Below are 20,470 nucleotides of genomic sequence, written 5' to 3'. Positions count from 1 at the left end.
AATGATAACAAAGATAAGCATCAGCGGTAAGCAATGCTGACAGCGTTTGCGCCACACAGCAGATGCAGCTCCTGAATCAGGTTCTGATCCGGCAATACCTGCCAGTTCTCCCCCAGTAGCAGACAACCGGTAATTTCCGGGCGTCGATAGTGGATGCGTACCGGGCAGCTGACCGGTGTCTGGTCCGGGATAAACTCGGCATTGGGCGGTGCCGGATACTCGTCGGCAGCATTGCCATTCGTGTTTTCAGCACCTGCATTGGCAGCCGGTGCCTGTCGGTACGGCTGTAATACGCCCGCCAGACGAGACGTAAAATCGGGCGTCAGGGATTCAGCGTGCACCGCCAGCTCAATGGCCTTGGCAAAGCGCTGCCGGGCCTGGGTCAGGTTCAGCACTTCGCGCGCGCGCCCGCGCATCGCCCCCTTGAAATCGTCCATCGACACCTGACAGTCAATCACCAGAATGGCGTCTTTCTGCAACAGCTCCCGGAACTGCTCATACTCTTTGGCAAACAGGGATATTTCCAGACGGCCGCTGCGATCATCCAGCGTAATAAACGCAATATTGTCGCCGCGTTTGCTGCGCATGGTCCGGGTGCTGACCAGTAGCCCGGCCACCCACTGACTTTCGCGTTCGGGCCGTAGATTGGCCAGCCGGTCACGCGTCAACTGTTTTAACTCCGGCAGGTATTCATCGACCGGATGCCCACTGAGGTACAGGCCCAGGGTGTCACGTTCAGCCTGCAGACGTTTTTGCTGCGTCCACGGCCTGACATTGGCAACCCCGGTACTCACTTCCGGTTCCGGCACCGGTGCAATATCACCGAACATGTCCAGCACCCCGGCCGCCTGATTGCGGCTGCTCTGTTCGGCCGCCTGCACGGTATCCGGCAATGCAGCCATCAACTGGGCACGGGTATGATCGGTGTCGGCATCGACCAGATGGTCCAGCGCGCCGGCCCGAATCATCGCTTCCAACGCACGTTTGTTGACCGTGCGCAGATCCACCCGTAAACAGAAATCCAGCAGCGATTTAAATGTGCCGCCCTCTTTGCGCGCAGCAATGATGGCATTGATCGGTCCTTCGCCCAGTCCCTTGATCGCGCCCAGACCGTAAACAATCTCGCCCTGCTTATTGACCGTGAAATTGTAGGCGCCCACATTCACATCCGGCACCACCAGCGGCAGCTTCATTTCACGACACTCTTCGATCAGTGTCACCACTTTGTCCGTATTCTGCATATCCGCCGACAACACCGCCGCCATAAAATATGCGGGATAATGCTTCTTCAGCCACGCGGTCTGATATGACACCAGGGCGTAAGCTGCCGAGTGAGATTTATTGAAACCATAACCGGCGAATTTTTCCATCAGGTCAAAAATCGAACCCGCCAGGTCGGCGTCAATGCCGCGCTCGTCGGCACCGGCCAGGAAGAAGCTGCGCTGCTTGTCCATTTCTTCCTGTTTCTTTTTCCCCATGGCGCGGCGCAGCATGTCGGCGTTACCCAGCGTAAAGTTTGCCAGCACCTGGGCAATCTGCATCACCTGCTCCTGATACAGGATGATGCCGTAGGTGTTCTTTAGCACGGGCTCGAGATCCGGATGCGGATAACTGCTGTCGGCTCGGCCATGTTTACGGTTGATAAAGTCGTCCACCATGCCCGACTGCAGCGGACCGGGCCGGAACAACGCCACCAGTGCCACGATGTCTTCAAAACAACTGGGCAACAGCTTGCGAATCAATTCTTTCATGCCGCGTGATTCAAGCTGGAAAACGGCGGTGGTTTCGGCGCGCTGCAACAACTCATAAACCCGCACATCATCCAGCGGTATATCGCGAATATCGAGTTTATTCTCCTCGTGTGCAGCTTCCTGCGCATTGATCATTTTGACAGCCCAGTCAATAATGGTCAGTGTCCGCAGACCCAGGAAGTCGAACTTGACCAGGCCCGCGGTTTCAACATCGTTCTTGTCAAACTGCGTTACCAGACTGTCGCCGTTTTCATCACAGTATAGCGGCGAGAAATCGGTCAGGCGCGTGGGCGCAATCACCACGCCACCCGCATGTTTACCCACGTTACGGGTAATGCCTTCGAGTTTGAAGGCCATTTCCATGATTTCCTGCGCGTCCTCGTCGCCGTCAATAAACTCCGGCAACTGTGGTTCCATCTCCATGGCTTTGGTCAGGGTCATGCCGGGTTCGAACGGTATCAGTTTGGAAAGTTTATCAGCCAGGCCATAGGACTTCCCCTGCACCCGTGCCACGTCACGCACAACGGCTTTTGCTGCCATGGTGCCGAAGGTGATGATCTGCGAGACCGCTTCCTTGCCATACAGCTCGGCCACGTGAGCAATGACCCGGTCGCGCCCTTCCATGCAGAAGTCGACATCGAAGTCAGGCATCGATACCCGCTCCGGATTCAGGAAGCGTTCGAACAGCAGGTCGTAACGCAGCGGATCCAGGTCGGTAATGCCCAGTGCAAAGGCGACAATGGAACCGGCACCCGAACCACGACCAGGGCCAACCGGGATATCATTGTTTTTGGCCCATTGGATGAATTCCATCACGATCAGGAAGTAGCCCGGGAATCCCATCTGGATGATGACGTCGAGCTCAAAATCCAGCCGCTTGTAGTACGGCTGGCAGAACGCTTCAAACTCGTCCTCAGGTGCCTGTTTGCCCCGGATCTCCCGGAACAGTCTGGGCAGGTGATGATCCAGCCCCTCAAGACTGAGCTGACGGAAATACGCATCCATGGTCAGGCCTTCGGGCACCGGGTAATTGGGCAGATAGGGTTTGCCCAGCTCCAGTTCCAGCGTACAGCGGCGCGCAATCTGCACCGTGTTTTCGATTGCCTCGGGCAGGTCTTCAAACAGGCTGATCATCTCTTCCGGGCTGCGCAGGTACTGCTGCTCGGAATAGTGGCGCGGCCGACGCGGATCATCCAGCGTGCGGCGCTCGTGGATGCAGACCCGCACTTCATGCGCCTCAAAATCATCACTGCTGATAAAACGCACGTCGTTGGTCGCCACTACCGGACAACCGGACTCCGCCGCCAATTCCACCGCGGCCTGCAGGTAGGCTTCTTCACCGGCACGGCCACAGCGCTGCAGCTCCAGATAGAAGCGCCCCGGGAACAGCTGCATGTAATCGTCCAACATGGCTCGACTGGTGGCTCGATCGCTTTCCATCAGGCTGCGGCCGACCTCACCGGTCATGCCGCCGGACAGGGCAATCAGGCCTTCCGCGTTGGCATTCAGCCAGTCACGCCGCAACAGAGGTTCACCGTGGCCCTGCTTTTCGGTGTAGGACAAAGAGATCAGACGGGTCAGATTCCGGTAACCCTGCAAATTAAGCACCAGCAGCACCAACGGGAAAGGTTTGTCGGGGCGTTCGGCATTCTCCAGCAACACGTCGCAGCCGCACACCGGTTTGACACCCTGTGCCATGGCGGCTGTATAGAACTTGATCATGGCAAACAGGTTGGCGTGGTCGGTGACGGCCACCGCAGGCATTCCCATGCGGGCAGTCGCCTCAATCAGCGGTTTCACCCGCACCAGCCCATCGACGACAGAATATTCGGTGTGAACGCGCAAATGCACAAAGTTCGTCGGGACCGGACGGGGCATACTTTCTCCAGAGATTGTTATTGGTTTGCGCTTGCTCTTGCTTGCGCTTTCTCGCTTTAGTGCACTTTCTGGTGCTTTATTGCGCTTTCTGGCTTTTTATTGCGCTTCCTGGCTTTGCGCCGCCAGGCTGCGGGCGACCGGGGCGAAGGAGCGCCGGTGTTCCGGACACGGGCCCAGTGACTGCAGTGCACTCATGTGTGCGCTGGTCGGGTAACCTTTGTGTCGGGCAAAGCCGTAACCCGGGTACTGCAGCTCCATGTCCACCATGGCTCGGTCGCGCGACACCTTTGCCAGGATCGACGCCGCAGCAATACAGTCCAGCCGGCTGTCGCCCTGCACCAGTGCTTCCGAGCGATAGTCCCAGCGCGGGCAGCGGTTGCCATCAACATAAACAAAGTCAGGCTGTGTTGCCAGTGCTGTCACCGCCTCTTTCATGGCCTGCAGAGACGCCTGCAGTATATTGATGCGATCAATTTCTGTTGCCGCCACCGCCACAATCGCGAAACTCACAGCCTGTGCCTGAATCAACTCAAACAGGCGTTCACGGCGGGCTTCACTGAGCTTTTTGGAATCATTCAGGCCCGGCAGTTCATAGTGCGCCGGCAGTATCACGGCCGCCGCCACTACCGCACCGGCAAGAGGACCCCGACCGGCTTCATCGACGCCGGCAATCAATTGCCTGTCTGGCGACACCATCAGTTCCGAGGCTCGTTGCATCAGTGTGCCGCCTCGTCCAGCAACTGACACACCGCGGCGGCTGCCTGCTGATCGGCATCCAGACGAATGGACTGGTGAATGGCCTCAAAGGCGTCGTAAAGGCTTTCCTGTCGGGCTTTATCATCCAGCCATGACAGAACTTCGGCACTGACAACCGACGCCGTCACCTGATCCTGCAACAACTCCGGCACCAGTTCGCGCCCGGCCAACAGGTTGGGCAATGAAATAAACGGCACCTTGACCAGACGTCTGGCCAACGCCCAGGTCAGCGCTGACAGTCGATAACACACCACCATCGGGCGCTTGAGCAGCAATGCTTCCAGCGTCGCCGTACCCGATGCCAGCAGCACCAGGTCGGCAGCCTGCATGGCCTGATGCGAACCGCCGTCTGTCACCAGAAACGCCTGTCGGGCCGTCGGTGCATCAACCAGCGCCTGTGCCAGCAGCGTATCGATCTGTTCGCGGCGACGCTCATTGGCGCAGGGAATCACAAACTGCAAATCCGGTTTCTGCACCAGACACTGAAGAGCGGCTGCGATAAACACCGGCGCCAGACGCTGCACTTCATCTTTGCGGCTGCCCGGCATCAGACAGACCACGGGTGCTGTTTCAGGCACCTGCAACGCTGCCCGTGCCTGTTGACGGACCCATGCCTGATCCTGCCCCGGCTCGATACGGTCGGCCAGCGAGTGACCCACGCAGTGTACGGGAATACCCTGCTGCTGATAAATGTCTGATTCAAACGGAAACAGGGCCAGCATCAGATCAACCGCGCGTGCAATCTTCTTGATGCGGCCTTTGCCCCAGGCCCAGACACTGGGACTGACATAATGCACGGTTTTGATACCGACATCGTGCAGGCTCTGCTCCAGACGAAGATTAAATCCGGGGGAATCGATACCAATAAAAACCGCCGCCTGTTCGCTGCTCAGCCGTGTAACCAGGTCACGTTTAAGACGAAGCAGTTCCGGCAGACGACCCAGCGGTTCAACAAATCCCATCACCGACAATCGTTCCATCGGCGTAATCGATTCGAAACCCTGGGCCAGCATCAAAGGTCCGCCGACACCGACAAAGCGTGCCTGCGGGTGTCGCTGACGAATGGCATGCATCAGACCGGCGCCGAGCATGTCACCCGAAGTTTCTCCAGCCACCATGCCTATCAGCATCAGCGATGTATGCCCTTGGCCGAACCTTTGATGGATTGCAGCATGACATCCAGTGCTGGCGTTGCCGCCACCATGTCTGCCAGTTGCGCTTGCGCATCCTGAAGGCTCAGGCCTTTTTTGTAGATGATTTTAAAGGCACGTCGAATCTCTTTGACCGTGTCGGCATCAAAACCACGACGCTCCAGGCCCACCGTGTTGACACTGCGTACTGCAGCGGGACTGCCACTGACAATGACGTAGGCCGGCACGTCATGGGAAATGTGAGTCATGCCCCCAACCATGGCATGCGCACCAATGCGCAGGAACTGATTGACGCCGGCATAACCACCCAGAATCACCCAGTCATCGACAATGGCATGCCCGGACAGGCCAGCGTTGTTGGCAAATACCGTGTTGCTACCAACAATGCAGTCATGCGCCACATGCACATACGCCATCATCAGGTTGTTGTCACCGATGCGGGTGACACCGCCGCCGGAGGCCGTACCCCGATGCAAGGTACAGCCTTCACGAATGATATTGCCATCACCAATTTCCAGCCAGGTATCTTCACCGGCGAATTTTTTGTCTGCCGGATCTTCGCCGACTGAGGCGAACTGGTAAACCGTGTTGTGTTTACCCATCCGGGTATTGGCCTTGATAATCACATGGGAACCGATCTCGGTGCCCTCACCTATCTCGACATTGGCGCCAATAATGCTCCACGGTCCTACCGTGACATTGCTCGCCAGCCGGGCGGTGGGATGGATAATCGCGTGTGAATCAATCACTGTTCTCGCTTCCTCTCCGCGCACATAATGGTGGCCTCGCCGACCAATTCGTCACCGACCGAAGCCCGGCAGGCGAATTTGTATATGCCTCGTTTGCTGGTGATGATGGTGGCTTCAAGCGTTAAACAATCACCCGGCACCACTGGGCGTTTCAGGCGCACATCGTCGGCACCCACAAAATAATACAGATAACCATCTTTGGGTTTTTTCTCCTGGCTTTTGAAACCCAGAACGCCGGCCGCCTGGGCCAGCGCTTCGATAATCAGCACGCCCGGCATGATCGGGTAATCAGGAAAGTGACCGTTAAAAAACGGCTCATTCACACTGACATTCTTGTACGCCACAATAGATTTACCCATTTCCATGCTGACCACACGGTCAACCAGCAAAAACGGATATCGTTGTGGCAGGTACTCCTTGATTTCTTCGACGTTCATCATAATGCGTTTTCCTGATTCAGCTCTCTCGGCTATTTATGCTATTGCTTCTGCTATTTCGAATTTTGCGGGTCCTCATCTGACCGACCCTGTTCCAGTGTTCTGACTCGACGGGACAGGTCAGTCAACTTGCTGAGCGTCACCGCATTGCGCTTCCACAAACCACTTTCCTGCAGCAGTGTGCCTGAAGAATACAGCCCCGGCTTACTGATTGACTGGGTGACCATGGACATCGCACTCACGGTCACCTTGTCGCATAGACTCAGATGTCCGGTAATGCCCACGCCGCCACCGATGACACAGTAACGTCCCACCCGTGTGCTGCCAGCCAGCGCGCTGCAACCACAAATGACTGTATGGGCACCGACCACACAGTTGTGACCAATCTGCACCTGATTATCAATCTTGACGCCCTCTTCAACGATGGTGTCATCCAGCGCGCCGCGGTCGATACAACTGCCGGCACCCACTTCAACATCATCACCCAGCGTCACTGCGCCCAGTTGTGCAATCTTGACCGAACGCTGACCATCAAAGGCGAAACCAAACCCGTCAGCGCCAATGACCGCGCCTGAGTGAATAATACAACGCTCCCCCAGACTGACACCGTGGTACAGCGTTACATTCGGATATAGCAGGGAATTGGCGCCAATACGGCAATTGCGACCAATCACACTGCCCGCACCGATTCGACTACCATCGCCGATCACCGCGCCGTTTTCTATAACAACATGGGGACCAATACTGACGTTGGCACCCAGGCTCGCCTGCTGGCTCACCACCGCGCTTGCATGAACAGCGTTGTCCTCGCCGTTCTGCAATGGCGAATCCTCGGCGGCGGCAAATAGCTGCGAGGCTTTGGCATAGGTCACATAAGGTGAGCGAGACAACAGACAGGGGACGGAAACGGTAGCTGCCAGATCAGGATGAAGTATGAGTGCACTGGCCCGGCAAGCCGAAAGCTGCTGGGCATAGCGCGGGTTGGCCAGAAAACTTAAATCTCCCGGACCGGCGCCCTTCAGGGTCGCCAGGCCGCCAATCCGGGTCGATTCATCGCCTTGGACAGGCACATCCAGGTGTCGGGACAGTTCTTTCAAGGTAAAAGAAGGCTTCACCGCACGGGATCCTGTCAGTCTGGCGCGCCGGTATTATTGCGCCATTTCGTTGAGTTTGGCTGTCACCAGAGTGGTAATATTGTAGGCATTGTCAAAATACGCTACTGACTCTGCGTTCAGCACGATATCGTAGTCGCCTTCTTCAACGACCGCTTCGATGGCCTGGCCCAGGCTCTGGCGCATGCGTTCAACAAATGCCTGTTGACGTTGCTGCCATGCGTTCTGCAGACGCTCGGCAATCACCTGCATCTGCGCCTGCTTTTCCTCAGCATCGGAATTCATTTCACGCATTTCCGCTTCGCTGAGAATCGACTCATCACGCTGGGCGCGCTCAATAATTTCACGCAGCTCCGTGTTCAGTGTCTCCAGGCGAGCTTCGTCATTGCCAAATTCCGAGCGAGTAGACGCTTCCAGCTCCTGGGCAGCTTCAGAGCCAAACAGCGCCTGCTCCAGATCAATGATGCCAATTGTCGGCGATTGGGCAGATGCCATGCTGCTGGCAAAAAGCATTGTAACCAGTACCAAAATCTTGTTCATCGTATTCACCATGTGTTCTCCGCGTTGTAAAAAGCCGACTACCGCAATAGCCGCGCAGTATACCATTGTGATCCGGACTCGGATCGCTATATTTCAATTTTTAGCTGCTTTTTGTCAGGTTCGCCTGCAGCCGGAGGTCGGCTCAGAACCCGGCACCGATTGTGAAATCGAATGTCTTGGTCCTGTCATTCTCACCCTTCTTCAGCGGCGCCGCCAGGTAGAACGTCAGTGGCCCGAACGGCGACAGGTAAGTCACCCCGACACCAGCCGAATATCGTAACTCGCCGGCATCAAAATTACTGCAACCAAGCCTTTGTTGTGACGCGCTGCAACTGCTCGAGAATACGTTACCCACATCAAGGAACACGCTCGAACGCACACCGCCGCGATCCTGCACAAAGGGCAAGGGGAACAGTACTTCCGCCGTCAGCGTGGTCAGCACGTTACCACCAAACGAATCGCGATCACGGCGATTCAGGTTAAAGGTTTCCACCGCCAATTGTACTTGCTGGTTGCCATCAGCATCCAGCACCGGCTGGCCGTTGCTGTCGAAAACCGGCACCGTCGGATACGCGACCGTCCCGTCATAACTGGCAGAGCCGCCGGGGGTCAGAATGATATTACCATTGTCATCCTTGAGCAGGCCCGCCTGTTGCGGCGAAATCGTACGCGGGTCGGTGCTGCGTGGCCCCAGACTGTTTTCATCATAACCGCGCACAACACCATTGTAGGCCAGACCACCGGCAAAGAAATTCTGGAAGAACGGCATGTCATCGGTATTGCCGTAACCATTACCGAAACCCAGATTGGTTTTCACGTGGAAAACCCAGTCATCGCCATAAATCGGTTTGAAATATTCACCCGTATAGGTGGCACGGTAGTACTGCAGATCACTGCCCGGCACCGTGATCTCGAAGGCGAGCTGATGCTGGGTACCACGCGTCGCCAACTGACCACGGTTCAGTGTGCTGTACACATAATTGGTGGTGAAGGTAAAGTTATCAAAGGTAGTACCGTACTTGTCGATAAACCCCGGTTCGCTGGGCAGACCGCGATACTGTTCCGGCAGGCTTGAAATTGGCGCCGTGACGGCATCCATCACCGGGCCTTCCCAGGGATTGTTATTGGCCGGACGAATCAGATAGCGGTCATTCGGACCCAGTCGCGGTGTGGATTCAATTTCCTGCACCGACAGACCACCCGATGACAGCTCGGTGTGGGTATAACCAATGTTATAGCCGATACTCTGAACTTCGCTGATTGGATAACTGAAGTTCAGGGACGCGCCATACGAGGTTGTCGAAAAGCTGGCAATGTTAAACGGTGAATCCTGTTTCTGCAGGAACACGTTAAAACCGCGACTGACGCCATCTGGCGTGAAATACGGATCAACATAGGCAAAGCGCGCGCTGCTCTGGAAGTAACTGCGGTTAAGGCCAACCGCGACCGTGCGGCCAGTACCCAGAAAGTTCTCTGCCTGCAGGTCGGTCGACACAAACCAGTCACCGCCGCCGCCGGAACCCACGCTGAAGGAAATGCTGCCAAAGCTCTGTTCCTCAACGTCAAACTCCACATCTATCTGGTCAGACGTGCCTGGCACTTCCACTGTGTCGACTTCCACTGTGGAAAAATAACCCAGACGCTCCAGTCGAATCTTGGACAACTCAATCTGCTGACTGGATGCCGGTGCGCTTTCCAGCTGCCGCATTTCCCGACGCAACACTTCATCAGCAGTGGCCACGTTGCCACGATAGTTGATGCGATTGACATACGTACGGGCACCAGGCTCGACGTAGAAAATCACTTCCACCGTCTGCTCGTCGTCATTGATCGTGGGCACGCCTTCCACCGTGGCAAAGGCATAACCCAGGTTACCCAGGATCTGGGTCATGTACTCTTCACTGGCGGTAATCAGCGCCTGCGAATAGGTCTGCCCCGGGCCCACCAGCGTGTAGGCACGCAGCAGGGCTTCGGCATTGACCAGGTCACCGACCAGATCAACGCGGCTAATCTCGTACTGCTGACCTTCGCTGACATTGATGGTGATGTAGATCTGTTCATTGTCCGGGGTAATGGTCACCGGCGTTGAGTCGACGTTGAAACGGGCAAAGCCGTTATCCAGGTAATACGACGTCACGCGTTCGATGTCGCCTGACAACTGTTCGCGCGAGTAACGATCACGGCGGCTGAACGGCAGATACCAGGGGCGTGTGCCCAGGTCCATCAATTCCGTCAACTCTTCTTCGCCATAGGTGGTATTGCCCACCAGATTGACGTCCTTAATGCGGCTTTCTTCGCCTTCGTTGACAGTCATGTCAATGGCAACACGGTTCCGCGGCTGTTCAATGACTTCAATATCGACGGTGGTGCCGTAACGGCCACGCGACGAATACACTTCCTGAATGCCCTGGCGGATGGCCTCCAGCGTGGCACGGGTAAAAATACCACCTTCCACAATCTCGGCTGAGGCCATGTTCTCCAGAATATCTTCCGTCTGCAGAACGCGGTTGCCTTCAATATTGATTTCGCTGACTGAGGGGCGTTCCAGCACGGTCAGCAGCAACACATCACCTTCGCGTGCCACTTCCACTTCTTCAAAATAACCCGATTCAGTGACCGCCCGAATAATGGGCCCGGTCATGCCCGGCTGCATGGTGTCGCCGATGCTCACCGGCAACAGGCTGAACATGACGCCGGGGGAGATACGCTGCAGGCCATCGATACGGATATCGCTGATGACAAAGGTCTGTTGTTGTGCCCCCGGTTGAAGCGATCCGGGCTGTGAGCCAGAGGCGGGAGGCAGGAGAGGCTGCCCCTGGGCAGCAGTACAAATACCGATGGTCAGGAAAGCGCTGAGACAATATCTAATCATGAATTTCTTTAAAGCCCGGATATCTGGATGGATATGTGGATGAATGATGTCGCAATAATTGTATATAACTGTTTTTATGCGCCTTTTAAACTTAGAGCAACCTTGCCACGTCATTATAGATTGCCAGCATCATGATACCGCCAATCATCAACAGGCCCATTTGCAATCCCATGGCCTGAATCCGCTCTGGCACAGGACGGCGTATGATAGCCTCTATGGTGTAATACAACAAATGCCCACCATCCAGTACCGGAATCGGCAGCAGGTTGAGCACACCCAGACTGATACTCAGTATGGCAAGAAACCCCAGGTAGACCTCAAGGCCGTAACTGGCAGTTTCCCCGGCAACCTGTGCGATGGTGATGGGACCATTGATATTCTTGACAGAAATCAGGCCAATCACCATCTTCTTGATCGAATCCAGTACAAAAACTGACTTGTCCCAGGTTTCCTGCAAGGCTGGCCCAATCGCGGTCAACGGATTGTAGGAAATCTCCCGGCGCATCTCCGGCGGCAAACTGCCGTACAGATCATAAGGCTCGACATAGGCGCCAATGGTGCCAATTGCCACGCCATCAACATCACTGGCCTGAGGCGTTACGGTAACAGGCTGCTCAACTGCTCCGCGTTGGACAACAACATCCAGCGGCAGTTCCGGATGCGCGCGAACCATTTCCACCCATTGCGTCCAGCTACTGATGAGCTGCCCACCGGCGCTCAGCACACGGTCCCCTGACTGAAACCCGGCCTGTTCGGCGCGACCACCGGCCACAACACCGTCAATAACCGGAGGAATCTCATACTGGACAATGCCCAGCGAGGCCAGCGGATTGGGTTCGGAGCTGCGGGACTCCCAGTTCTGCACCGGAATCACAAAGTCGCGGGCATCGGCAGCGGTCGCCGGTATCGCACTGACCACCAGATTACCGGTTTCACCCAGACGATTTAGCAACTGCATGTTCACCTGTTGCCAGATATTGGTGTCGACACCGTCGATGCCAACAATCTCATCGCCCGCACGCAGACCCGCGCTGTACGCCGGCGAACCATCCACCACATTGGACATGACCGGTGCCACGCCTTTCAGGCCATAGGCGACGTTGATCAGCCAGAACACGGCAATGGCAAGCAGGAAGTTGGCCATGGGACCGGCCGCCACAATGGCAAAGCGCTGCCATAATGGCTTGAAGTTGAACGCCATGTGACGCTCGGATTCGGGGATATCACCGCCGCCGGCCTGGGTATCATCCTGGCCCAGCATCTTCACATAACCACCCAGCGGGATGGGGGCAATGACATATTCGGTGCCATCTTTGCCGTGCCAGGTCTTGACCGCCCGGCCAAAGCCGATGGAAAAGCGCAGCACTTTCACCCCGCATCGACGCGCGACCCAGAAATGGCCAAATTCGTGGATGGTGACAAGTATGCCCAGCGTCACGATAAGCGCCAGGATATTGGTAAACAGTGTCTCAAACATAATCAGAACCCCGCTGCGATGTCACAGGCAACTGCCCGCGCCTCGGCATCCAGCTGTTGAATCATAGCGATAGAGACCGGCTGGCGACAAGTAATTTGCGCCAGGGTGCCAGAAATTACCCGGGGAATATCGGTAAACCGGATCTGACCGGCCAGGAAGGCGGCCACCGCAATTTCATTGGCCGCGTTCAGGCAGGCGGGCGCATAACCACCCTGCCGGGCCGCGTCCATGCCCAACTGCAGGCACGGGAAACGGGACAGGTCAGGCGCCAGAAACTGCAGATCAGGGCTTGTCACCAGACTCAGAAAGTCAGCACCAGATGCAATACGTTCGGGCCAGGCCAGGGCATGTGCAATCGGCACCCGCATATCCGGACTGCCCAGTTGCGCCAGCACTGACCCATCGGCGTATTCAACCATGGAGTGCACAATGCTCTGCGGGTGAATCACCACCTCAACGGCCTCAGGCGCCAGATCAAAAAGATAACACGCCTCAATAAACTCCAGTCCTTTGTTCATCATGGAGGCAGAGTCGACGGAAATTTTACGCCCCATATCCCAGTTAGGGTGTTTGCAGGCCTGAGCCGGCGTCACCTCATGCAACTGCTCCACCGGCGTATGCAGAAACGGGCCGCCCGACGCAGTCAGCAACACCTTGCGCACACCCTGCCCGGCCAGATTGCCGCGCGCTGACTGCGCAGGCGCCGGCAGGCACTGAAAAATGGCATTGTGTTCACTGTCGATGGGCAGAATTACCGCGCCACTGGCCACGGCCGCCTGCATGAACAGCTCGCCCGCCATCACCAGGGATTCCTTGTTGGCCAGCAGCACCTTCTTGCCGCTTTGCGCAGCCGCCAGCGCCGGCAGCAGGCCGGCAGCACCGACGATGGCGGCCATGACCACATCGACGTCAGCATCGGATGCGATTCTGCTCAACGCCTCCGCGCCCCACTGCACTTCCGTCTGAGAACCTGCCTTGCGCAATTGCAGACGCAGCGATTCAGCTGCATCTTCATCAGTGAGCACGGCATATTGGGGTTCAAACTGAAGACACTGACTCAGCAGCAAGGCGGTATTGCTATGGGCACTCAGCGCATAAACACGAAAATGATCATGACGTGAAATGACATCCAGCGTGCTGGTACCAACCGATCCGGTAGCGCCGAGCACGGTGATCGACTGTATTTCGGGACGGCTCATAACACCTCGAGCCGGGTGCTCAGCAACACCATCGCCAATACAAACACGGGCGTGGCCGCCACCAGACTGTCAATTCGGTCAAGCACACCGCCATGCCCGGGCAGGCTGCGACCGCTGTCCTTGATGCCGCGATGACGCTTGAGCATGCTTTCGAACAGGTCACCGATCACCGAGAACACCGCCAGCAGCAGCGCTGCCAGCAACAACACCACCCACGTTAGCGGCGACAGGGTCTGATATTCGGTATGCACCCAGGTCAGCAGACCCAGGGTCAGCGCCGCACAACTGGCCAGCCCGCCCCAGAAACCGGCCCAGGATTTTTTCGGGCTCAGCGCCGGCGCCAGCTTGGCGTTGCCCCAGGCCCGGCCGGAAAAGTAGGCCCCGATATCAACGACACTGACCAATGCCACCAGAACCAGCACCAGCAGACCGGAAGGCGCCAGGACTTTCAGATAAAGGAAACCAACCCAGGTCGGGATCAGGCAGGCCAGGCCCATCAGACCGATGCGCCAGCGCGCCTGCCAGTGCTCCTGACGTCTGGGGTAACGGCGCAGAAAATAAAAAATGCTGGCCCAGAACGTCACCGCCAGCACACTGACCAGTGCCACGCCGGTGATATTGAGCGTCAGACTTGAAGTCAGAAACAGCCCGGTCTGTTCCTGCGCGCCGGTGCCAGGCAGCAACAGAAACCAGATAATCAGCGACAGGATGACAGTAAAACTGCCTACCCAGGCCAGGCGTTCGCGATCACGCACCAGGCCCATCAGTCGGCCCCATTCCAACAGGGCCGGCAACAGTACCAGGCTCAGGAAGCCGGCAAACATGACCGGTGACAACCATGCCGTGCCGGCGTACAGCACCAGCAACATGACAATGGCGGTCACAACACGCTGTTTAAGCAATCTTGGTGTCCTCAGTTTCAGTTATTTCATCGCTGTCTGAATGCCCACCATAGCGGCGCTTGCGTCGGCTGAAATCATCCAGCGCCTTGCGCAGGGAGTCTGCACCAAAGTCGGGCCAGTAGACATCATCAAAATACAGTTCGGTATAGGCAAACTGCCACAGCAGAAAGTTGCTGATGCGTTTTTCACCGCCGGTCCTGATACACAGGTCGGGCGCCGGTGCATCTGCCAGACTGGCGTGTTGTTGCACGGTGTCGGCAGTAATGTCAGCCGCCTGCAATGCACCCAGTTGAACCTTCTCGGCGATGCGCTGGCAAGCCTGGGCAATATCCCATTGACCACCATAATCAGCGGCAACGGTCACCACCATCCCGGTATTGTTCCGGGTCAGTTTTTCCACATCGTTCATGTTTTTCTGCAGGCGGGGAGAGAAGCTGCCACGGTTGCCAATAAAGCGCAGCCGCACGTTACGCTCATGCAGCTGCCGGATTTCATGACGCTGAAGAACGCTCAAAAACAGCGCCATCAGGCCGCGCACCTCTTTATTGGGACGTAGCCAGTTCTCACTGCTGAAAGCAAACAGGGTCAGATGCTCTATGCTCAGATCGGCACAGGTATAAACCACTTCACGTGCCGCTTCCGCGCCGGCACGGTGGCCAGCACTGCCGCGCAGGCCACGCGCTTTGGCCCAACGGTTATTGCCATCCATGATAACCGCAATATGCCTGGGCTGACCGCCTGTCGGGGTCTGTTCCATTAAGACGTCTCCTCTCGCATCCATGGCTTGAGCTGCAATATCAGCCACCGGTCAGATGGACAGCAGGTCTTTTTCTTTCTCGCCGTAGGTCGACTCAACCGATGCGATATACTTGTCGGTCAGCTTTTGAATGCGATCTTCTGCCCGACGCTGGTCATCTTCACTGATTTCCTTGTCCTTGAGAAGGTCTTTGATGGTGCTGTTGGCATCACGGCGGATATTGCGGATGGCAACGCGGGCATTTTCCGCCTCGGTCTTGGCCTGTTTTGTGTAATCGCGACGGGTTTCTTCCGTCAGCGCAGGCATTGGCAAACGGATGGATTCGCCGTTATTGGACGGATTCAGGCCCAGGTCCGATTTCAGAATGGCTTTTTCCACTTCCGTGATCAACGCCCGCTCCCACGGCACAATGACCAGCAGACGGCCTTCTTCCACGGTGATATTGGCCAACTGGTTCAGCGGCGTATCGCTGCCATAATAAGACACCATGACAGTGTCCAGAATACCCGGGTGGGCACGGCCGGTACGGATTTTGTTGAACGCAATTTCCAGAGAATGCAGGGATTTGTCCATGCGCTCGCTGGCGTCAGTGATTATTTCGTCAATCATGCTGATCCCCTTCAGTTGGCGTCGTCGCCACTCGGCTCGCTTGGGCGTACCACACCTATCAAGGTACCATCGGTCTGACCCATCACGTTGTTCAATAATGATCCCGGTTTCTGCATGTTGAACACACACACCGGAATGTCGTGGTCACGCACCAGACAGATTGCTGTCAGGTCCATCACTCCCAGTTTTTTGTCCAGCACTTCATCATACGTCAGGTAATCATACTTGATCGCATCAGGAACGCGCATGGGGTCGGCAGAGTAAACACCGTCGACTTTGGTTGCTTTCAGAATCAGGCCGGCATCAATTTCGATGCCGCGCAGGCAGGCTGCTGAATCGGTGGTAAAAAACGGGTTACCGGTGCCGGCAGCAAAAATCACCACATCACCAGAGCGCAGATGGCGGATCGCCGCTCGTCGGTCGTAATGTTCAACCACACCGCTCATGGGGATGGCCGACATCACACGGGTGGAAATCCCGGCCCTCTCCAGTGCATCGCGCATGGCCAGCGCATTCATCACGGTGGCCAGCATGCCCATGTGATCGCCGGTCACCCGCTCCATGCCGGCAGCGTGCAGTGCTGCGCCACGGAACAGGTTGCCACCGCCAATCACCACACCGATCTCGATACCCAGACCGACCAACTGACCGACTTCCACGGCCATGCGGTCAAGCACTTTGGGGTCGATGCCAAAATCAGCCTCGCCCGTCAACGCCTCGCCACTGAGTTTCAAGAGTATGCGTTTATACTTTTTCTCAGTTTTTGCCATGTCAGTTGTCCGGTTCAGTTTTGCTCGGGGACGAAGGTTCCGTCCCCTCGTGGTTATTTCCGGGGACGGAGCTAACGCTCCGTCCCCAGCCTGGGGCGACCAGTGCTGTTTACTGCTTTTTCGACGCCGCGGCCTGTGCAGCAACTTCTTCGGCAAAGTCGACAACTTCTTTCTCGATGCCTTCACCCACTTCGTAACGTACAAAGCTCACCACATCCGCGCCAGCTTTCTTCAGCAACGCGCCTACTGTCAGGTCAGGGTCTTTAACAAAGGCCTGTTCCAGCAGCGTGATTTCAGCAACGTACTTGCGGATACGGCCTTCGATCATCTTTTCCACGATCTCGGCAGGCTTGCCACTTTCAGCGGCCTGGGCAGCATAGATTTCGCGTTCTTTGTCCAGGACGTCAGACGGCACATCATCAGCGCGCACAACCAGTGGGTTGGCCGCAGCCACGTGCATGGCAACATCACGTGCCAGTGCAGCATCACCGCCTTTCAGGGCAACCAGCACCGCGATGCGGTCGTTGCTGTGTACATAGGTGTCAACCACATCGGCCTCAACCACAGCTACACGGCGCAGGTTGATGTTTTCACCAATTTTCTGAACCAGTGCAGAGCGATCGTTTTCCACGCCTGCAGCCAGTGTCGCTGCATCTGCTTCTTTACTGACAAATGCCTGAGTCAGACATTCCTCAGCAAAGGCAAGAAAGCTGTCATCACGGGCAACAAAATCGGTTTCGCTGTTCACTTCAACGATAACACCATAGCTGTTGTCATCGGCGATACGGGTTTTGACGATGCCTTCAGCGGCAGTACGACCGGCTTTCTTGGCCGCTTTCAGGCCGCTGGCTTTGCGCAGGTCTTCAATCGCCTTGTCCATGTCACCATCGGCTTCCACCAGGGCTTTTTTGCAATCCATCATGCCCAGTCCGGTGCGCTCACGTAACTCTTTAACCATGCCTGCTGTAATATTCGCCATTTGCGATAGCCTCACTTGAATTCTTAAATAAATAGTGCTGAAAAATTGTTAAAAAAAAGGGGCAAGGCCCCTTTTTTTCTAAAACGGAGTATGTCGAATCATCACGGTGCCGGGGGTCGGCACCATCAGCCACCTCAGGCCGACTTCTCCGCGTCTGCTGCCGGTGCTGCTTCAGCCGCCGGCGCTTCTTCTGCTGCAGGTGCTTTTTCCGCTGCAGGCGCTTTTTTCTCGGCTGCAGCCGCTTCAGCTTTCTCGTCAACTTCTACAAAGTCGCTGTCGCTGACCAGGTTGCCCTTGGTACGACCTGCCAGGCAGGCATCCGCCACGGCTGTCGCATACAACAGAATGGCGCGCTGCGCGTCATCGTTGCCGGGAATCGGGTAATCAATGCCATCAGGGTTGCTGTTGGTATCAACCACGCCAATCACGGGGATGCGCAGGCTGTTGGCTTCGGTAATGGCAATGCGTTCGTGATCAACGTCAATCACAAACAGCGCATCCGGCAGACCCGCCATATCTTTGATACCACCGATGCTGCGATCCAGTTTGTCTTTGGCGCGGCGACGCATCAGGGCTTCTTTCTTGGTCAGACGCTCAAGCGTACCGTCGGTTTCCTGAGCTTCCAGGTCACGCAGACGCTTGATGGAACCACGAATGGTTTTATAGTTGGTCAGCATGCCGCCGAGCCAGCGGTGATCAACATACGGCATGCCAGCACGTTCGGCCTGCTCTTTGATGATCTTGCCAGCTGCACGCTTGGTGCCAACAAACAGAATTTTCTTGTTACCACCGGCCAGGTTCTGGATAGCGGCCAGGGCTTCGTTGAACGCGGGCACGGTGTGCTCCAGGTTAACGATGTGGATCTTGTTACGGGCGCCGAAGATGAAAGGCTTCATCTTTGGGTTCCAGTAACGGGTCTGGTGGCCAAAATGGACGCCAGCCTTGAGCATGTCTTTCATTGATACTTCAGTCATGATATCTACCTTATTTCGGGTTAGGCCTCCATACACCCCATGATCTAACCCGCTTTCAGTGTTAGTGCTGGCAGCTTGCCAGCCCATCCTCTGCCCGTGATATATCAGGGTCAGAGCGCTGAAATTGAGCACCCAAGAACATGTGTCGGTGCATGTGTGACGTTAAGTTAAAAGTTGCACTGCAGTCCGGTCAACAGACCAATTCAGACCCCTTGCGGAATTCAGCATTGGACACCCGGTTTTGCAGCGGGCGCATTTATACCACAACTAGCCCTCCGATTAAAGTAAAACTGCGCGCAAAAGAGATATTTACGGGCAGATACGACCATCCTGACACAAACGCCTGAATCGGCCTCGCAACACCGGCCACATGGATAGAATCAGGACGCTGATCTCGGTTAAGATCAGGGGCAACACCATCGTGCAAAGGAGTTGATATGCGCACTGAACTGAAGCAGCGGTCCCGTTCGGGCCGACATCCTGCGCGAGCAGCAGGCACCGCCCTGGCATTGGCCCTGATAACGACAGTGACAGCGGGTTGTAGCACAGACGCCCATGCGCAGCATGCGGTCATTGCCACGTATCATCATGTTTCCGAGTCAACCCCCCGCTCCACCAGCCTGACTCCGGACGAACTGCGCACCCAGCTTGAGTATCTGCGTGACAACGACTTTGCGGTGTGGCCACTGGATCGCGTGCTGGCAGCCCTGCAAAACCAGGAAGACATGCCCGAACGCGTGGCAGCGCTGACCTTTGATGATGCCTACGAATCAATTTACACCACCGGCCTGCCGATGCTGCAGGAATTCGGCTTCCCAATGACGCTGTTTGTCAGCACCCAGCCCATTGACGACAACCAGAACGGCTACATGAACTGGGACCAGATCCGCGACATGGCCGATGCCGGCGTCATCATCGCCAACCACATGGTAAACCACCCACACATGATCGATGCGCTGCCGGACGAAAGCAACGCCGAGCGCCTGCAACGTTTGCGCGACGAACTGCTGCACGCGCAGCAACGCATTCAGGACGAAACCGGTCAGGACCATAAGATCCTGGCCTATCCTTATGGTGAGTTCGACAATGACATTAGCGAGATGGTTGCAGATGAGGGATTTATCGCTTTGGCGCAAAACTCGGGCGCCGTCGGTTATCACTCGGATTTCACAGCGCTGCCGCGTTTCCCGCTGGCCGGTTTTTATGCCGACATTGAAACCGCATCAACCAAGCTGCAGGCGCTAGCCTTCGAAATCAAAGTGCAGGAGCCGCGCTCTCCCATCACCGACAGCCGACGCCCGGCCGTCACCCTGCAACTGGCCGGAGATTTTAATGTCTCCCAACTTGGTTGCTACGCCGGTGGTGAACCGCTGGAACTGGAGTGGATTGATCGCGACGCCGTGCACTTTAGCATTCAGCCAGCCGCCGGCCGGACCTTCGATGCTCGCCGCTTCGGCTACATCTGCACCGCCCCAAAGCGCGGCACCAATCGCTACTACTGGTACAACAAGTTCTGGACCCGACCAACCCCGACCAACGCGGACTAAGAAGAATGGG

The 20,470-nt window shown here is 56.4% G+C and carries 16 protein-coding genes and 1 pseudogene; 1 reads left to right on the top strand and 16 read right to left on the bottom strand.

What is annotated here, in order from left to right:
* Positions 1-20: 20 nt before the first annotated feature.
* The 16 genes and pseudogenes from dnaE to rpsB all read right to left on the bottom strand — a co-directional run.
* Positions 21-3,629 carry a DNA polymerase III subunit alpha gene (gene dnaE / locus PHACT_RS00365; protein WP_070115422.1) on the bottom strand — a complete coding sequence of 1,203 codons (3,609 nt, stop codon included), beginning with the start codon at positions 3,627-3,629 and terminating at the stop codon, positions 21-23.
* A gap of 96 nt (positions 3,630-3,725) precedes the next feature.
* Positions 3,726-4,346: a ribonuclease HII gene (rnhB, locus tag PHACT_RS00360; RefSeq protein ID WP_083264221.1), complete on the bottom strand. Its 621-nt coding sequence runs from the start codon at positions 4,344-4,346 to the stop codon at positions 3,726-3,728.
* The gene (gene lpxB / locus PHACT_RS00355) at positions 4,346-5,515 is read right to left on the bottom strand and encodes a lipid-A-disaccharide synthase (protein ID WP_070115421.1); all 1,170 of its coding nucleotides are present in this window, start codon (positions 5,513-5,515) and stop codon (positions 4,346-4,348) included. The genes rnhB and lpxB overlap by 1 nt, the downstream gene beginning before the upstream one ends.
* Positions 5,515-6,309, bottom strand: coding sequence for an acyl-ACP--UDP-N-acetylglucosamine O-acyltransferase (lpxA, locus tag PHACT_RS00350; RefSeq protein ID WP_317622231.1), 795 nt, complete (start codon positions 6,307-6,309; stop codon positions 5,515-5,517). Before lpxA ends, lpxB begins: the two co-directional genes overlap by 1 nt.
* A complete protein-coding gene (fabZ, locus tag PHACT_RS00345) occupies positions 6,282-6,725 on the bottom strand; it encodes a 3-hydroxyacyl-ACP dehydratase FabZ (RefSeq protein WP_211284375.1) in 444 nt (147 codons plus the stop codon). Before fabZ ends, lpxA begins: the two co-directional genes overlap by 28 nt.
* Before the next feature lie 50 nt (positions 6,726-6,775).
* Positions 6,776-7,837, bottom strand: coding sequence for a UDP-3-O-(3-hydroxymyristoyl)glucosamine N-acyltransferase (gene lpxD / locus PHACT_RS00340; RefSeq protein WP_245730521.1), 1,062 nt, complete (start codon positions 7,835-7,837; stop codon positions 6,776-6,778).
* Positions 7,838-7,870: 33 nt separating this feature from the next.
* The gene (locus PHACT_RS00335) at positions 7,871-8,374 is read right to left on the bottom strand and encodes an OmpH family outer membrane protein (RefSeq protein ID WP_169819357.1); all 504 of its coding nucleotides are present in this window, start codon (positions 8,372-8,374) and stop codon (positions 7,871-7,873) included.
* Between the two features lie 142 nt (positions 8,375-8,516).
* Positions 8,517-11,246 carry an outer membrane protein assembly factor BamA gene (gene bamA, locus PHACT_RS00330; protein WP_169819356.1) on the bottom strand — a complete coding sequence of 910 codons (2,730 nt, stop codon included), beginning with the start codon at positions 11,244-11,246 and terminating at the stop codon, positions 8,517-8,519.
* A gap of 91 nt (positions 11,247-11,337) precedes the next feature.
* Positions 11,338-12,723 (bottom strand): RIP metalloprotease RseP, encoded by a 1,386-nt coding sequence (rseP, locus tag PHACT_RS00325; protein ID WP_070115417.1) that lies wholly within the window; start codon positions 12,721-12,723, stop codon positions 11,338-11,340.
* A 2-nt stretch (positions 12,724-12,725) separates the two neighbouring features.
* Positions 12,726-13,922, bottom strand: a complete 1,197-nt coding sequence (ispC, locus tag PHACT_RS00320) for a 1-deoxy-D-xylulose-5-phosphate reductoisomerase (RefSeq protein ID WP_070115416.1) — start codon at positions 13,920-13,922, stop codon at positions 12,726-12,728.
* On the bottom strand, positions 13,919-14,824 hold the full coding sequence (locus PHACT_RS00315) for a phosphatidate cytidylyltransferase (RefSeq protein ID WP_070115415.1): 906 nt from the start codon (positions 14,822-14,824) through the stop codon (positions 13,919-13,921). The genes ispC and PHACT_RS00315 overlap by 4 nt, the downstream gene beginning before the upstream one ends.
* On the bottom strand, positions 14,817-15,581 hold the full coding sequence (gene uppS, locus PHACT_RS00310) for a polyprenyl diphosphate synthase (protein WP_070115414.1): 765 nt from the start codon (positions 15,579-15,581) through the stop codon (positions 14,817-14,819). The genes PHACT_RS00315 and uppS overlap by 8 nt, the downstream gene beginning before the upstream one ends.
* Positions 15,582-15,632: 51 nt before the next feature.
* On the bottom strand, positions 15,633-16,190 hold the full coding sequence (frr, locus tag PHACT_RS00305; RefSeq protein WP_070115413.1) for a ribosome recycling factor: 558 nt from the start codon (positions 16,188-16,190) through the stop codon (positions 15,633-15,635).
* An 11-nt stretch (positions 16,191-16,201) separates the two neighbouring features.
* Positions 16,202-16,960, bottom strand: a complete 759-nt coding sequence (gene pyrH / locus PHACT_RS00300) for a UMP kinase (RefSeq protein ID WP_070115412.1) — start codon at positions 16,958-16,960, stop codon at positions 16,202-16,204.
* A gap of 109 nt (positions 16,961-17,069) precedes the next feature.
* Positions 17,070-17,939: a translation elongation factor Ts gene (gene tsf, locus PHACT_RS00295; protein WP_070115411.1), complete on the bottom strand. Its 870-nt coding sequence runs from the start codon at positions 17,937-17,939 to the stop codon at positions 17,070-17,072.
* 206 nt (positions 17,940-18,145) lie between these two features.
* Positions 18,146-18,913: pseudogene (rpsB, locus tag PHACT_RS00290) on the bottom strand (30S ribosomal protein S2); the annotation flags it as partial.
* Between the two features lie 437 nt (positions 18,914-19,350).
* On the opposite strand from rpsB, the gene PHACT_RS00285 reads away from it, so the two are divergent.
* Complete coding sequence (locus PHACT_RS00285) at positions 19,351-20,460, top strand: polysaccharide deacetylase family protein (RefSeq protein WP_083264218.1); 1,110 nt, start codon at positions 19,351-19,353, stop codon at positions 20,458-20,460.
* Positions 20,461-20,470: the final 10 nt, after the last annotated feature.

Source organism: Pseudohongiella acticola (genome assembly GCF_001758195.1).
In the GTDB taxonomy this organism is placed as follows: domain Bacteria; phylum Pseudomonadota; class Gammaproteobacteria; order Pseudomonadales; family Pseudohongiellaceae; genus Pseudohongiella; species Pseudohongiella acticola.
The sequence above is the reverse complement of the archived record's forward strand: the minus strand, read 5'-3'. Positions and strand labels throughout refer to the sequence as shown.